The organism is Arcticibacterium sp. SM2516 (genome assembly GCF_057914865.1).
Map to the genome: position 1 here is coordinate 3148600 of NZ_CP195290.1, position 16349 is coordinate 3164948.

10 protein-coding genes are annotated in these 16349 nt (G+C 38.1%); all 10 read left to right on the forward strand.

Annotated elements, in window-relative coordinates; all coding sequences use genetic code 11:
* The first annotated feature begins 352 nt into the window (after window positions 1-352).
* The 10 genes from ACSBFT_RS12995 (at window position 353) to ACSBFT_RS13040 (ending at window position 16346) form a co-directional block, all read left to right on the forward strand.
* Window positions 353-775, forward strand: coding sequence for a CPBP family intramembrane glutamic endopeptidase (locus tag ACSBFT_RS12995; protein ID WP_489600960.1), 423 nt, complete (start codon window positions 353-355; stop codon window positions 773-775).
* A 481-nt stretch (window positions 776-1256) separates the two neighbouring features.
* Window positions 1257-1580: a LytTR family transcriptional regulator DNA-binding domain-containing protein gene (locus tag ACSBFT_RS13000; protein ID WP_463046728.1), complete on the forward strand. Its 324-nt coding sequence runs from the start codon at window positions 1257-1259 to the stop codon at window positions 1578-1580.
* A 31-nt stretch (window positions 1581-1611) separates the two neighbouring features.
* Window positions 1612-3222: a tail fiber domain-containing protein gene (locus tag ACSBFT_RS13005; protein ID WP_489600961.1), complete on the forward strand. Its 1611-nt coding sequence runs from the start codon at window positions 1612-1614 to the stop codon at window positions 3220-3222.
* 26 nt (window positions 3223-3248) lie between these two features.
* The gene (locus tag ACSBFT_RS13010) at window positions 3249-4589 is read left to right on the forward strand and encodes a tail fiber domain-containing protein (protein WP_489600962.1); all 1341 of its coding nucleotides are present in this window, start codon (window positions 3249-3251) and stop codon (window positions 4587-4589) included.
* A gap of 23 nt (window positions 4590-4612) precedes the next feature.
* Window positions 4613-6094 (forward strand): tail fiber domain-containing protein, encoded by a 1482-nt coding sequence (locus tag ACSBFT_RS13015; protein WP_489600963.1) that lies wholly within the window; start codon window positions 4613-4615, stop codon window positions 6092-6094.
* Window positions 6095-6228: 134 nt separating this feature from the next.
* The gene (locus ACSBFT_RS13020; protein WP_489600964.1) at window positions 6229-7707 is read left to right on the forward strand and encodes a tail fiber domain-containing protein; all 1479 of its coding nucleotides are present in this window, start codon (window positions 6229-6231) and stop codon (window positions 7705-7707) included.
* A gap of 6 nt (window positions 7708-7713) precedes the next feature.
* Window positions 7714-10227, forward strand: coding sequence for an Ig-like domain-containing protein (locus tag ACSBFT_RS13025; RefSeq protein WP_489600965.1), 2514 nt, complete (start codon window positions 7714-7716; stop codon window positions 10225-10227).
* 390 nt (window positions 10228-10617) lie between these two features.
* The gene (locus tag ACSBFT_RS13030) at window positions 10618-11748 is read left to right on the forward strand and encodes a glycoside hydrolase family 53 protein (protein WP_489600966.1); all 1131 of its coding nucleotides are present in this window, start codon (window positions 10618-10620) and stop codon (window positions 11746-11748) included.
* Between the two features lie 66 nt (window positions 11749-11814).
* Window positions 11815-14802 (forward strand): SusC/RagA family TonB-linked outer membrane protein, encoded by a 2988-nt coding sequence (locus ACSBFT_RS13035; RefSeq protein ID WP_463046735.1) that lies wholly within the window; start codon window positions 11815-11817, stop codon window positions 14800-14802.
* Window positions 14803-14813: 11 nt separating this feature from the next.
* Window positions 14814-16346, forward strand: a complete 1533-nt coding sequence (locus tag ACSBFT_RS13040) for a RagB/SusD family nutrient uptake outer membrane protein (protein WP_463046736.1) — start codon at window positions 14814-14816, stop codon at window positions 16344-16346.
* Window positions 16347-16349: the final 3 nt, after the last annotated feature.

Genomic DNA, 16349 nt, shown 5'->3' on the forward strand with positions numbered 1-16349 from the left:
GCTTAAGTATTCTAGGTGCCATTAGCCTCCACTTTACTACCATTCAAATACCCATTTTGGTGGTTTGTTTAGCTTTATTTTTTGTGGATAACCTGAATTATAACCTTTGAGTTGAAAAGGCGGAATTGCAGGATAAAGCTTAGCCAAATAACATCATATCGCTATGCTGATAGATAAATCTGCCTTCAGTAATTATTAGACCCGAAGTGATATGAATGAAGAGATAAAATCAGCTATAGTTCGAGTTTTGCCTTTTGTGGTAATTTTGATCATTTTGTTTTTAAGGATAAGATTAAAGAAAATTAATCCCAAGGAATTAAACTTAAATAAGCCAATTTCCAATAGTTGTTTTATGATCTGGATCTTCGTTTTTTTGATTTTGATTTTGCTGACGGAATTCACTTTTTTCAAGTTAGGAATTCTTGAAATAGATAAATGGAACCATTCATTGTTACCTTCTATAATTAGAATTTCAGGAGCAGTAATTTTAGCCCCGATTGCTGAAGAGTTTATTTTCAGAGGCTTAATTTTAAACGCCCTCACAAAACGGAATATCAATAGACATTTGGCGATTTTTCTTCAAGCCTGTTTCTTCGTATTACTTCACAATTTTACTTATCAATATACCCTTTCTTCAAATATTGGTATTGTACAAAGCCTTTTTGACGCTTCTTTATTTAGTTACGCAAAATATAACACTAAGTCTATATATACGCCAATTGCAATGCACATGATAGGGAATTTCATCGCAGTTTTAGAGCGTTTTGTGTTTTAGATATGGGTAATAAAAATCAATCCCCAATCCCTCTATTCAGGACTAAGAAAATATTGAAACTGAATCTGGCTTTATTTAAAGTGCTTAAAAAATCAGTTTCATTAAAATTGAAGAAACAGAAGGTTTATTTAATTGGAAATTACATATGAGCAACTGCTCGAATATTTCGGAGAACTCTCATTGAAACAAGTAATAAAAAGTCCTATAATGCTTTGTAAAAAAAACACTAAAAGCTTAAAATCAAAGGGCTTATAAATTTTAAAGACAGATGAATACAAGTGGTCGGATTGAAAAGACAATACTGCAAGAATGATAAAATATTTTCGTCTATGTCTCTGTGTTTAAAATATCGATATACCAATAATCTCCGATTTTCAACTTTTAAAGCACTCATTTCGGCACTTCGATTTGCTTTTTTTTCTGGATGAAATTTTATTCCCAAACTTTGTTTAGAAATTAAAAAAGCCAAATGTTCATACCCATGAAAACAAAGTTAAGAAGTCCACAAAAAGACCATAAAAAATTACTGATTAATGCTTTATCTAATATTGTCAGCCTCGAAGCTAACATAAATTACACCATTTTTAATTTACACACGGGCCGTACACAAACTATGTCTTACTGCCTAGCCATGTATGCAGTTCTTCTACCATCTACATTCATTAGAATTCATCGGTCTTCTATTATCAATAAGAACTTTGTAAAAAAACTGAATCCCGATACAAAAAGAATAACCATGAAAGACGGTACGGAATTTCAGATTTCAAGAAGGAGATGGCATACTGTTTCTGAAAATTTAGCTTGAAACTTAAGAACAATTCACCCTTCAAAAAACCATGAAAAAAAATCATTTCATTGTCATTGTAGTTCTCCATATTTGCCATTTAGCACATTCACAATCCGTAACAATTGTGCCTTCCAATCCTGCAAACCCTACAGCAGGAACACTGGTTTACAATCACAATACCAGTCTTTTACAATACTGGAATAGCACATCTTGGATTCCCGTTACAAATGCAGGATGGGCAATGAATGGAAACAATATAATTAGTACTAATACTGGTAATGTGGGCATTGGTACAAATAATCCGATCTCCCCTCTCAATATCTATTCAGGTTCTTTTTCAAATGCGATTTTCCAAACTCCAAATACTGGCATTTTAACTTCAGATGGTTTACTAATCGGAATTGAAAATAACAGTTCAACAGCGTTTTTAATAAATCAAGAAAATGCTTCTTTGTGGCTAGGAACAAACCACAAACCAGTTATAACGATAGAACAAAATGAAAATGTAGGTGTCAGTACGCTTTTCCCTCTTGCTGGATTGCATGTCGAAAGCAAAAGTGTGCTATTTAATGGCCTTAGTACTTTTTTGGGCAATACCATTATACCACCACCAGTAAGTGGTAAAGGAACTCGTACCTTTTGGTATATTGATAAAGCTGCATTCAGAACTGGTGGAGTGGGCAATAAATCAATATTTGGATTTCCAGATGCCGATATTTCAAATTTTAACAATTGGGATAAAGATAGTATTGGTGTATTTTCTTTTGGTGCAGGTTTTAATACTAAAGCAAAAGGCGATTTTTCTGTGGCTATGGGTCAGCATTCCTTTGCCATTGGTGCTACCTCCACAGCATTAGGACAAGATAATATAGCAAAAGGTAAATTCTCTTTTACTGTCGGCAGTAATAATGTGGCTTCCGGAGAATCTTCTACTGCACTGGGAAATGGCACAAAAGCCAGTGGTACATTTTCGTTTGCAGCTGGGGAATTTACAACAAGTTCAGGCAATTATTCCACAACTTTCGGAAGTAGTAATACCGCTTCAGGTAATTTTTCTACGGCGTTCGGTAAATCTACAACCGCAAGTGGTACCAACTCGACTGCTATGGGCAGAAATGCTAATACTAATAATTATGAAAATTCTTTTTGTATAGCTGGCGTAGGTTCAAATACGGTGACTAATAATTCTGCAGACAACCAAATGATGATGCGGTTTGACAACTATACTTTCTTGCTGGGCAATACAGCTAATTACGTATATCTACTTCCAGCAAGTAACGGATGGACCTACGTGTCTGACCGAAACAAGAAAGAAAATTTCTTAGAACTAAACGGCGAATCTGTCTTACAAAAAATCTCAAAAATCCCATTTTATTCCTGGAATTTCAAAGACAAAGAGACGCAGCAATACCGCCACTACGGCATCATGGCTCAGGATTTTCACGATAATTTCGGTAAAGATGAAAAAGGTGTAATTGGCAATGACACCACTGTTTCTGCTTTAGATTTATTGGGCGTGGCTTATGCGGGGATTAAGGCCTTAGAAAAACGGACGGAGGAATTATCGGATATGAATAATGCATTAAGAACTAAGAATGAAAAAATAGAAGCTCGTTTAGAAGATATTGAAAAGTTGTTGATGGTAAAAAAAGAGAATTAGCTTTTAGATTTTATTGAAAAATGAGCATGAATAAAACAGTAATTATCCTATTTAATTTGCTAATAATTAGCAGACTGTCGTTTTGCCAATCAGTTACAATAGTGCCGGGAAACCCCGTAAATCCTACCAAAGGAACGATGAATTATAACAATGGTACCAATCAACTTCAATATTGGAACAACTCGGCATGGATACCCATCACTAATGCCGCATCTGGAACAGGTTGGGCTATGAGCGGCAATGATATTTATAATTATAATACGGGTAATGTAGGTATTGGCACAAACACACCTAAAGCTCCTTTCCATGTTTCCACAGGGAAAACCGTTCTTTTTGGGTCAGACACCACAGGATTTGGCAATAAATTTATATGGTATGCAAACAAAGGAGCTTTTAGAGCAGGCTATGCTAATATAGACGAGTTTGATTTCGCAAATGTTGGAGTAAACTCCTTTGGTTTTGGTAATAACAGTAAGGCAAGTGGATTATATTCAATAGCATTGGGTTCACATAATTTATCATCTGGTATAGCAGCATTGTCAATGGGGATTTACGCTGCCGCAACAGGAAATTATTCATTTTCTATTGGGTCATCTACTGAAGCCTCTGGAACAAATTCTATCGCTATCGGATATTCTACCAAAGCATCTGCGAGTCTTTCAGTAGCAATGGGAGATAATTCAACTGCCTCAGGGATTGATGCAACTGCGATAGGCTACTATAATACAGCCAGTGGAACAGCCTCAACAGCCATTGGAAATAAAAATCAGGCTTCTGGAAACAATTCAACAGCTATGGGAAGGTTTGCCAATACAAACAATCATACCAACTCGTTTTGCATAGGTGGGGCTTCCAATAATATTGCTGCTACCAATACCACCGATAATCAAATGGTGATGCGGTTTGATAATTATACTTTCTATGTAGCAGGCACAAACAATTATGCCTACATAATCCCTGCAAGCAATGGTTGGGCATATACTTCTGACCGAAACAAAAAAGAGAATTTCTTAGAACTAAACGGCGAATCTGTCTTACAAAAAATCTCAAAAATCCCATTTTACTCCTGGAATTTCAAAGACAAAGAGACGCAGCAATACCGCCACTACGGCATCATGGCTCAGGATTTTCACGATAATTTCGGTAAAGATGAAAAAGGTGTGATTGGCAATGACACCACGGTTTCTGCATTAGACTTACTGGGCGTGGCATATGCAGGCATTAAAGCCTTGGAACAAAGAACCACAGATTTGCAGACACAGAATCAATTTTTACTTGCTGAAATAGAACAATTAAAAGACATGATTTTATCCAAACAAAAAAAGTTTGCCGCAGGGCAAATGAGTTGTTCATCAAAAAACTTTTAGAAAAACAATCAATAGAAAAAAACATGAAAACGCTTTTAACATTTTGGAGTGGGGCATTAGTCCTTATTTCATTGAATTCCAATGCTCAAATTTTCGCTACTCGCTCTACGGACGAGAGCATTACGATTACGCCTGCTGGGATTAATAGCAATCTGGCATCATCCACATTGTCTAAAACCAATACGGCATTGGGCGAAGATGCGTTGAAATTGGCCACCACAGTAACAGGCAACACCGCTATTGGTTATAAAACGCTTTCAAAAGTAACAACTGTTGTAGGATTATCAGGGAGTTATAATACTGCTGTAGGGAGTTTGACTTTGACGAATAATACTTATGGATATAATAATTCAGCCTTAGGCTATTTGGCATTGACTAATAATACTACAGGCTACAGTAATTCGGCCATGGGAGCTGCGGCTTTGCGATCTAATATTGCAGGGATAAGTAATTCTGCATTTGGAGCAAATGCATTGGCTGAGAATACTACAATTTCAGCAGTTTCAGGCAATTTCAATTCAGCATTTGGAAACAACTCACTTAAAGCCAACACTATAGGGTCAGCCAACTCCGCCATGGGCAATTTTGCAATGGGGGCAAATACTACAGGCGGTTCCAATGTAGCAGTGGGTTCAAGTGCTTTATCTTCTAACTTAATAGGTAGTTTCAATGTAGCAATAGGGGCAAATGCCTTGCAAGCAAGTACAGGTGCATTTAATACTGCTGTGGGTATGAATGCATTAGCGAATAACCAAGGTGCAGATAATAATGTGGCAATGGGCCATCAGGCAATGAATGCCAATACACTGGGTCATGATAATTTAGCAATGGGAAAAAATGCCTTACTCGAAAACAAAATAGGGAATTATAATGTAGCTGTGGGAACAAATGCATTAAGCACTGTTTCAGGAAATCAAAACGTAGGAATAGGACACAATGCAGGTGCTTTAGAAACAGGAAGTTATAAGCTATATATTGCAAACTACAACACCGTTGCTCCTTTAATCGGGGGCGATTTTTTTTATAACAAAGTTAGTATTAATAGAAATCTGACAACAACGGCTGCCAATGATTTTCTTACAAGAACGGAGGCTTTTCAAGTAGAAGGGGAGGCGTTTAAAACATTAGGAACTGGCAATTGGATTTTCCCTTCGGATAGGCGATTAAAAACAAAAATAGTCTTATTAAACAGCTATGATATTCTACAAAAAGTATTACAAATGCAAGGAGTTACCTACCAATTAAAGGCTAATCCTGAGCGTGGATTTCAATACGGTTTTATAGCTCAAGATTTAAGAGAAATTTTTCCTGAAAAAATTAATGAAAACGAAGCTGGCTTTTTATCTGCTTCCTATGGCGATTTTGACCCCATGATTGTAGAAGCAATTAAAGCATTAAATGCTAAAATTGAGAAATTGGAAAATGAAAATACTTTGCTCAAATCGTTAAATGTTCGACTGGATGCAATGAATGTGAAATTAGAGAAAAATACAAATGCCAAATAGCTTTCGCACTTAACCTAAAAGAGACCAAGATAAATAAAAATGTCAATAAAAGTGTGAAAAATCATTTAACCCGAGAAACGCTATAATTAGCTTTTTAAACTCAATATAAAAAACGAAATTATTCAAACATAAACATGAAAAAACTTATCATATTTCTCATAATCATGTTCCCTCTTCGGGACTTGGGCAGCACTTGTTTTGCTCAAATTTTTTCCAACAAAAGCATAAATAGAAGTATTGAAATCACGCCTTTAGGTATTTCAGACAAAATGTTTACGCTTTCAAGCACCAATACGGGTTTGGGAGAAGATGCCCTCGCTGAAGCTTTTAGCGTTCTTAATAATACTGCTATTGGTTGGCAAGCATTAAATGGTTTAGCAAGTAACTTTCCAAATGACTTTAATGGCAATAACAATACTTCAGTTGGCTATTTTTCACTTGCCCACAATGTACAAGGCTATGACAATACAGCTCTTGGTTTTTTTACTTTAGTAGGTACAGGTATAAGCAGCAATAGCAATACAGCTTTTGGAAAATCTGCCATGTCCAATAGTTCTTCTAGTAGCTATAATGACTCTTTTGGAGCCGGTTCTTTGACAAATATTAAAACGGGTAATGGCAATTCTTCATTTGGAGACCTTTCGATGACACTCAATCAAAGTAGTGATAATAATCTAGCTTTTGGCTTTAGTGCATTTCAAAATCATACTACTAACGATAATAACATTGCCTTGGGTGCAAGTGCGTTATATTTAGACAAATCTGGAGAAAATAATTTAGCAATTGGTAACAATGCTATGCGTGAAAATGTATCAGGAAGTTCTAATACTGCAGTTGGTATGTCTGTAATGACTAATGGTAAAATAGGAACTGGTAATGCAGCATTAGGAGGTGGAGCATTAAATGCCAATGATGGGCAGAATAATACAACCGCTGGATATACTGCGTTAGAAAAAAATTCTACTGGTTCAAACAATGTTGCTCTTGGACCTCGTACCTTATATCAAAATATTGCTGGTTCCGGAAATGTTGCTATCGGCCATTTTGCAGGTTTTAATGAAACCGGCAGTAATAAACTTTATATTGATAATGCGTTATCGGAATTTGGTGCCTTAGTCCCTATCATAGGAGGAGATTTTGCCGCAAACAAAGTGTGCATAGCCTGTAATATGTCTAATACAGGAGTTAATGATTTCAATACTCGTTCAGAGGCTTTTCAGGTACAAGGCGAGGTTTTTAAAACACTTGGCTCAGGTAATTGGCAAATACCATCCGACAGGCGTTTAAAAGAGAATATTATAACGCTAAAAAGCGAGGAAATGCTCAACAAAATAGTGGCGATGCAAGGCGTAAACTATGAGTTGATTGCTAATCCAGAACAAGGGATGCAATACGGTTTTATTGCTCAAGACCTTCAAAAAATATTCCCTACCAAAGTCTATGAAAACAAATCAGGTTATCTGTCTTCTTCCTACGGCGATTATGTACCCATGTTTGTAGAAGCCATCAAAGCATTAAATGAGCGAGTTGAAAAATTGGAAAATAGAGACTTTGATATTCAAGAAATTACAGCAAGAATTGAACGCTTGGAGCGTCAAATATATCAACAATAGGCATTTATGAAAAGAGTAATTGCGATTGTTTTTTCCTTTTTCTTTGGTTTAAGTACATATGCCCAAACCACCTATGATGTGGGTCCAAGTTTCGCCAAAACCAAACTTAGCGATGTGCCATGGAATTTGCTCGGGCCAGGCGATGTGGTTAATATTCATTACGATGTGAATGGCTATCACGAAAAATTTCAGATTTCTACCAGTGGTACAGCGGAAAATCCTATCAAAATAATAGGAATTGCAGGGCCAAATGGTGAAAAATCAATCATTGATGGCGACCAAGCAAAAGCCATTTCTGGGCAGTTGTGTTACGCCTCGATTCAACCTTACGGCCTTATTTTTATCAGCCCAGGCATAGGTGGTAACGGCTCTTGTATAGGAGCATACAGCCCTATTCCACATGATATTGTTATAGATGGGCTTGAAATCAGGAATGCTCATAGCAGCAAAACATTTTCGGTTGATGGTGGCGTTCAAACAGCATACGATGTTTTTTCATGTGGAATTTATGCCGAAAGAGTCCAGAATTTGGTTGTAAAAAACTGCAATTTCAATCATTGTGGCTTGGGGCTTTTTATCAATTCAAAGTTTGGAACGCATGCTTTATCTAAAAACATTTTGGTTGAAAGTAATTACTTTACTCAAAATGGCGAGGTGGGTGATGGCCATTTGCATAATTCATATATCGAAGCTGAAGATGTAATTTATCAATATAACTTTTACGATCATTTGGTGTCGGGAGCCCCTGGTGCGAGTTTAAAAGATCGTTCGGCAGGAAACATCATTCGTTATAATTGGATTATTGCTTCTGAGGGCCACGCCATTCAAATTCCTGAAACCCAGGGTGGAGAAGGATATCTTGATCTATTGCCTAAATACAAAGAGACCTTCATCTATGGCAATGTAATTTATAATCCAAAGCAAGGAGCTACACGCATTATAAGATATGGAGGCGACCAAAGCATATATGCCAACTACAGACAAGGTACATTATATTTTTACAACAATACAGTTATAAACATAGGGGATAAAATATCAGCCCCAGGTCAAAATCGATACAATACAGCATTGTTTCTTTTACCGGATAAAGGTGAAGTAGGAAATGTTCCTATTGTAGAGAAAATAGATTGTCGAAATAATATTATTTACAATACTTTTGGAACCAATGGTTTTGCACCGACCACCTTAAATTTACTAAGTACAGACCTCACGGGCACTTTAAATCTTAACAACAATTGGCTGAGCCCAGGCATCATAGATTTTTATACCTATTATCAATCTTCAAATACAGGTACGGTAACGCATACCAATGATATTTATGGAGACAATGGCCAAAACCTACCTGGATTCAACGATTTTGCCAATCAAGACTTTAGTCTTTCGCCTACTTCTAACGCCGTAAATCAGGGCACGGCACTGGCTACCGCTGCTCTTGCATACCCCGTTTTAGAAGAATACGTAAAAGATTTCATGTCCAAACCAAGAAATACCAGTGGCTCAATAGATTTAGGAGCTTATGAAAATACTCTTATACCTATGGTACACGTAACAGGAATTAGCATATCTCCAAGTATTGATACTATAGGTATGGGACAACTGAAGCACTTAATAGCCTCCATTTTACCTGCAAATGCCAGTGATAAAACGATGCTATGGACAAGTAGCGATAACAATATTGCCACGGTCTCTGGAGGAGATGTTTTAGGTTTAGCTGGCGGAACTGTTACAATTACTGCCACTTCAAATGATGGAGGGTTTACCGCTTCTTCGCAGATATTAGTGAAGCAAACCGTGGTAGCTTGGGATTTTAAGACACAAAGCAGAAATGCTTCACAAGGGCTTTCGATAAATCTAAGTGAGCAAATCGGACGAGAACCAGTATATGTAGGTATCTATGATTTTACAGCAATAGGTGCAAATGGTGCTGGAGACTATTGCCTAAGTACGCCAAACTGGGATAACGGTGCTGATGTAGATTATTATCAAATAAATTTTGCTACAACAGGTTTCCAAAACTTAATTTTTTCTTCAAAACAACGCGGCTCAGGTGTTGGACCAAGCGATTTTGAGATTCAATATCGCATTGGCAATTCCGGTTCTTGGTCAAGTATGAGCACCGTAAAAGTATTAACCGATTGGATAAGTGGAATTAAATCGAGCTTAATCCTACCAGTATCATGTAATAATCAAGCCAATGTTCAGGTCAGATGGTTGTTAAAGTCAAATGTCGCGGTAAATAATCTCCCAATTATATCTACAGGAAGTGCTCGGATAGATGATATTCAAATAATAGGTGACCCAATACCTCCGTGTCCAGACAAACTCCATCTTTTAGGAAATATAACGAATGGAAAATACACGGCCTCAAAAAGCATTGACACCCAAGAAACTGGGCAAACCAAAATCACTTCAGGAAGTGATGTCATTTTCACTGGTGGTAAATCGGTAACATTATCACCAACTTTTGAAGCAGAAAAGGGAAGCATCTTCTTGATATATATTGGCGGTTGCGATGACTGAAATCAAATTAGATTTTTATAGAACTAATGATCCATATTTCGTCCTAGCCCGTCTCTATCAAAAAAGTAAAAAGCTGTATTTAGAATTAGCGACCTTTTAAAAATTATCTAAACCAATAAGAATAGAAATATTCCCTCCAACCATAGAAGCGTATCTCACTTGTCAAAAAATTGAACTGAGATAAATGAGTATTTGCGTAAAACCCCCATAATAATAGTATAATTCAAAGGTGCAGAATCCCAAACTTTGTGCCGAATTATAAAACGAACCCTACAACATCTTAACTATAAGTAATTTATACAATTCTAATTTTAGGATTAAAATAAGCAAAGTGGCACGACTGGCCTTAAAGTCAATGGTACTTTTGCATTGTGAAATTGTAGATTTCCAATGCATAGAACCCAAAATTACATACTCGTACTTTCCGCAGCCTTATTTCTTATGGCCTGCAACGCCGCTTCTCAGAAACGGGATCAGCCGCTATATCTAGGGGCAGATTTGTCTTACGTTAACGAAGTGGAAGACTGCGGAGCCATATTTCATCAAAACGGTATAGCCGCAGACCCTTATCAACTTTTTGCTCAAGAAGGAGCCAATATCACCAGACTTAGGCTATGGCATCATCCAGACTGGACTACATACGGTGGTTTGGAAGACGTAAAGAAATCTTTGGCAAGAGCTAAGGAAAACAACATGGCGGTACTGCTTGATTTTCATTATTCAGACAACTGGGCAGACCCCGCTCACCAAATTATCCCTAAAGCTTGGTCGGGTATTACTGATACCGAAATTTTAGGAGACAGTGTTTATAACTATACGTATGCGGTTTTAGCAGAATTAAAAAGAACAAAACTGTTGCCCGAGATAGTACAGATAGGGAATGAGACCAACAGCGAGATTTTAATGGAGCAAGAAACGGCAAAAAACGGCCCGACCAATTGGACTAGAAATGCTGCATTATTTAATAAAGGACTTAAAGCCGTTCAAGACTTTAATAAAAAAGAACAAACTAATATCCAGACACTTATTCATGTGGCTCAGCCAGACGAGGCCAAAGTATGGTTCGAAAATGCGGCTGCCCATAAACTCACCAACTTTGACTGGATAGGCTTATCCTACTATCCCAACTGGTCTAAATTTGACATTAAACAACTTCAAGAAACTATCGCCTACCTAAAGATAGCCTATAATAAACAAGTAATGGTGGTAGAAACCGGGTATCCGTATTCTGCTAAAAATTACGACCAAGCAAAGAACGTACTTGGTGAAAACGCCGACCTCAAGGGTTACCCTGTGAGCCCTGAAGGTCAGCTCAGTTTCATGGTAGATCTTACCTCCAGCGTGATAGCAGGAGGAGGCTCTGGTGTGATATACTGGGAGTCGGCATGGATAAGCTCTGCTTGTAACACTCAGTGGGGAAAAGGTTCTCACTGGGAAAACGCAACGTTTTTTGACGCTGCTAATAGTAACGAGGCTCTGCCTGTATTTCAGTTTTTCAGTCATCGTTACCACCAACCTTAATCGCGGATTTTACAATACAAAAAATAAATACGAAAACCAGAATTTAAACTTAAACCTAAAAAAAGAATGCAACAAATCTATTCTGACACCACGAAAGCCTTCCTTGGGAAATCGCGGTTGCTATGGGCCATGGCTCTAAGTATGTGTATTGGTCAAGCTTTTGCTCAAAGCCGAGTAAGTGGTAAAGTAACAGACCAAGAAGACAAATCTTCTTTACCTGGCGTTACCATTACGGTAAAAGGAAGCACCACAGGTACCTCTACAGATATGGACGGTAACTACAGTATTTCTGTAGACGGCGTTCAAAATCCTATCCTGGTTTACAGCTTCATAGGTAAATCTAGCCAAGAAGTTTTGGTGGGAAACCAGTCGGTGATAAACATATCCTTAACGAACGACAGCCAATCGCTTAACGAAATAGTGGTAGTAGGTTATGGTACACAGCGTAAAAAAGACTTAACGGGTTCTATCACTTCCATTACAGAAAATGATTTTGTAAAAGGTAACGTGAGCACGGCAGAGCAGTTAATCACAGGTAAACTAGCCGGTGTGCAAATCACCTCTGGTGGTGGAGCTCCTGGCTCTGGTGCTACCATCAGAATTCGTGGTGGCTCTTCTTTAAATGCCAGCAATGACCCATTGATCGTCATTGACGGTGTACCTATTGACAATAACGATGTTTCTGGTTCTGCCAACCCATTGAGTTTTATCAACCCTAACGATATCGAATCTTTCAATGTTTTGAAAGACGCTTCGGCAGCCGCTATTTACGGCTCTAGAGCTGCCAATGGTGTTATCATCATTACCACCAAAAAAGGTAAAAAAGGTGCTGCCACCAAATTTAACTTTAACAGCCGTTTCTCTGTGGCCAACAACATCAACCAAGTAGATGTGTTAAGTCCAAGTGAATTTATTGACGCCGTAAACACCCATGGTACTGCTTCTCAGCAAAGCCTTTTAGGTACGTCTTCTACAAACTGGCAAGACGTCATTTACAGAACGGCTCTTAGCCAAGATAATAACTTAAGCCTTACAGGTACTTTAAAAGGTATTCCTTACAGAGCTTCTGTAGGTTTCTTAAACCAAAACGGTACACTGCAGACTTCTAACTTGAAGAGGACATCTGGTTCTATTGGTCTTTCTCCATCTTTTCTTGATGACCACATCACTGTGGACTTGAATTTAAAAGTAGCGAACAGCAAATCTCAATTTGCAGACGAAGGAGCTATTGGAACAGCCATCGGATTTGACCCTACGCAGCCCGTTTATGCTACGAACACAGAATTTGGCGAGTACTTTAACTGGTTAGACCCAAACGGCAATGGCATTGAAGCTCTAGGACCGAGTAATCCGCTAGCGATGCTTAATTTAAGAGATAATGTGGGTATTCTAAACAGATACATTGGTAACGTGAGTTTGAATTATACTTTCCACGGTTTACCTGAATTAAAAGCCGTTATCAACGCTGGTTTTGACAAATCAAAAACAGACGGAACGGATGTGGTGAGTAACTTAGTTTCTGCTAACTCATTCAATAATGGCGGTTCTACAGCTTTCTACAAGCAAAACAGAGACAATGGTACTTTCCAAGCATTCCTAAACTATGTGAAAGAAATAGACCAACATAGAATAGACCTGATGGGAGGTTATGAATATCAGAACTTCATCAGAGAAAACGAAACAGGTACCGACTACGGTAAATCTGATGTAGTTCCTAAGAGAAACTACTTCAAAACAGAATACAGATTGGCCTCTCAGTTTGGTAGAATTAACTATGGTTATAACAACACTTATTTGGCTACTTTCACGGTAAGACGTGACGGAACGTCAAGATTTGCTCCAGATAACCGTTACGGTATTTTCCCTTCTGCGGCGTTGGCATGGAAAATTAACGAGCAGTTTAACATGGGAGATACTTTCTCAGACATGAAACTACGATTAGGATGGGGAGTTACAGGACAGCAAGATATTAAATCTGGCGATTTCCCTTACTTAGCAGCCTACACACCAGGTCAGGGATTGCTTTATCAGTTTGGCAATTCATTTTATGATGTACTTCGTCCAAACCCATACGATGCTCAAATCAAATGGGAAGAAACAACTTCTTCAAACATCGGTTTAGACTTCGGTATTCGTAAAGCTAAAATCTCTGGTAGCATAGATGTTTATTCTAAAAAGACCACAGACTTAATCAACGAGATTGATGCCCCAGCAGGTACCAACTTCTCTAATAAAGTGGTGACCAATATTGGTTCTTTAGAAAACAAAGGGGTAGAATTAACCATTAACTTTACACCGATTCAAAACAGTAACTTCAACTGGGATTTAAACTTTAATGCTACTTATAACAAGAACAAAATTACGGCTCTGACTAGAAACGAAAGTGCCGCTTACTTAGGCGTACTGACTGGAGATATCAGTGGTGGTACAGGTGCTTACGGTCAAATTCATTCTACAGGATACCCAAGGTCAACCTTCTTCTTATATCAGCAAGTGTATGACGAAAACGGCAATCCTTTGGAAGGTGTTTTTGTAGACCAAAACGAGGACGGTGTCATCAGTGAGTTAGACCGTTACCACTACCAAAATCCAGACCCAAATTATTTCTTAGGCTTCTCTTCTAATATGAAGTATAAGAATCTGAATTTCGGTTTTATCATGCGTAGCAACCTTGGAAACTATGTTTTCAATAACGTGAAGTCCGGCTCTAGCAGCTATTACTCTATGACAGGTGCTGGTAATTTCATCTTCAACTTGAACTCATCTGTTCAAGAAACTGATTTTAATTCTTCTACTAGAAGAGACCAAATTTTACTTTCTGACTATTTCGTAGAAAACGCTTCTTTCCTTAAAATGGATAACCTAAGCGTAGGATACGACTTAAGCTCACTTTTCAAAACGAGCAAAATCCAGGCGAACCTTGGTTTCATAGTTCAGAATGTGTTCACCATCACAAACTATACGGGTCTTGACCCAGAAGTACAAAACGGCCTTGATAGAAACATCTATCCACGCCCTCGTAGCTATAGTTTGAACCTTAATCTTAATTTCTAATAATGAATACGATGAGAAAATTATTAACCATAACAATAGCTGCCATCATGCTTTCGGCATGCAGCGACCTAGACACCAAACCATTCGTGGGAGAGGTATCTGACCTAGTTTATCAAGACGCAGATAACTATAAAAAAGTACTGGCTAAGCTTTATGCAGGTTTGGCAGTTTCTGGAATTGAGCCACAAGACGGTAATGTAGATTTGAAAGGTATAGACGGAGGCTCACAGAGTTATTTGAGAGCATATTGGTACCTACAAGAGTTCACAACAGACGAAGCCATCGTAGGCTGGGGAGACCCTGGTTTACCAGATTTACATGCTTCTACCTGGACAGCATCTAACCAATGGACCTCTAATTTTTACAGTAGAGCATTATATCAAGTAACCGTAGCAAACGAATTTATCAGAGAGTCTTCTCCAGAGAAATTGGCCGCCAGAGGTTTATCTGGAGATACGCAGATACCTTTGTACCGTTCTGAAGCAAAGTTTTTAAGAGCCTTGGCTTACTACCATGCTTTAGATATGTTTGGAAGTGTGCCTTTCGTGACAGAAAACGATCCAGTGGGTTCTTTCTTACCAAAGCAAATTAGTAGAGCAGACCTTTTCACTTATTTAGTAGCTGAATTAAAGGCTTTAGAAAGTGAACTTCCCGGCCCTAAAGCTGGTGAATACGGTAGAGCAGACCAAGGAGCAGTTTGGATGACTTTAGCTAAATTATACTTAAACGCAGAGGTTTATATTGGCTCAGCCAAATACACTGAAGCAGCAGTTTATGCGAAAAAAGTTATTGACGCTGGTTATAGCTTAGAGTCAAACTATCAAGCCAATTTCTTGGCAGATAATGATAAGTCAAAGGAATTGATTTTCACCATCAATTATGATGGAAACCAAACCGCTACTTGGGGAGGAACTACTACCATCATTCATGCTTCTATTGGCGGAACAATGAACCCAGCAGATTTTGGTGTAGATGGTGGATGGAGCGGATTCCGTACCACAAAAGAGTTTGTAGCTTTATTTGACAATGGCACAGACAGCAGAAGATTACTTCATAGCGATGGTCAGAAATTGGAAATTAATGAGGTCGGAACATTTGACAACGGTTACGCCGTAAAGAAATGGTCAAACTTAACCTCTGCAGGCGTACCAGGAAAAAACCTATCACATACAGATACAGACTTCGGTGTTTACAGACTTTCTGATGCTTACCTAATGTATGCAGAAGCGGTAACACGAGGTGGCAGTGGTGACCAATCTTTGGCTTTAAGTCTTGTTAATCAATTGAGAGCTCGTGCCAAGGCTACGCCAGTAACGGCCCTTTCTTTAGACTTCTTATTAGCAGAAAGAGGAAGAGAATTATTCTGGGAAGCCCACAGACGTACAGATTTAATTCGTTTTGGCAAATTCACAACAGGCTATAACTGGGCTTGGAAAGGAAATGTAAAAGAAGGTAGAGATATAGGAACACACATGTCTATTTTCCCTATTGCTTCTTCGGATATAGTGGCTAACACCAATCTGAAACAAAACGCTGGTTATTAATCT

Bases quoted from the DNA above. Each gene is read 5' to 3' on its own strand.
- ACSBFT_RS12995 (WP_489600960.1), top strand. From the start codon at position 353: ATGATCTGGATCTTCGTTTTTTTGATTTTGATTTTGCTGACGGAATTC.
- ACSBFT_RS13000 (WP_463046728.1), top strand. From the start codon at position 1,257: ATGAAAACAAAGTTAAGAAGTCCACAAAAAGACCATAAAAAATTACTG.
- ACSBFT_RS13005 (WP_489600961.1), top strand. From the start codon at position 1,612: ATGAAAAAAAATCATTTCATTGTCATTGTAGTTCTCCATATTTGCCAT.
- ACSBFT_RS13010 (WP_489600962.1), top strand. From the start codon at position 3,249: ATGAATAAAACAGTAATTATCCTATTTAATTTGCTAATAATTAGCAGA.
- ACSBFT_RS13015 (WP_489600963.1), top strand. From the start codon at position 4,613: ATGAAAACGCTTTTAACATTTTGGAGTGGGGCATTAGTCCTTATTTCA.
- ACSBFT_RS13020 (WP_489600964.1), top strand. From the start codon at position 6,229: ATGAAAAAACTTATCATATTTCTCATAATCATGTTCCCTCTTCGGGAC.
- ACSBFT_RS13025 (WP_489600965.1), top strand. From the start codon at position 7,714: ATGAAAAGAGTAATTGCGATTGTTTTTTCCTTTTTCTTTGGTTTAAGT.
- ACSBFT_RS13030 (WP_489600966.1), top strand. From the start codon at position 10,618: ATGCATAGAACCCAAAATTACATACTCGTACTTTCCGCAGCCTTATTT.
- ACSBFT_RS13035 (WP_463046735.1), top strand. From the start codon at position 11,815: ATGCAACAAATCTATTCTGACACCACGAAAGCCTTCCTTGGGAAATCG.
- ACSBFT_RS13040 (WP_463046736.1), top strand. From the start codon at position 14,814: ATGAGAAAATTATTAACCATAACAATAGCTGCCATCATGCTTTCGGCA.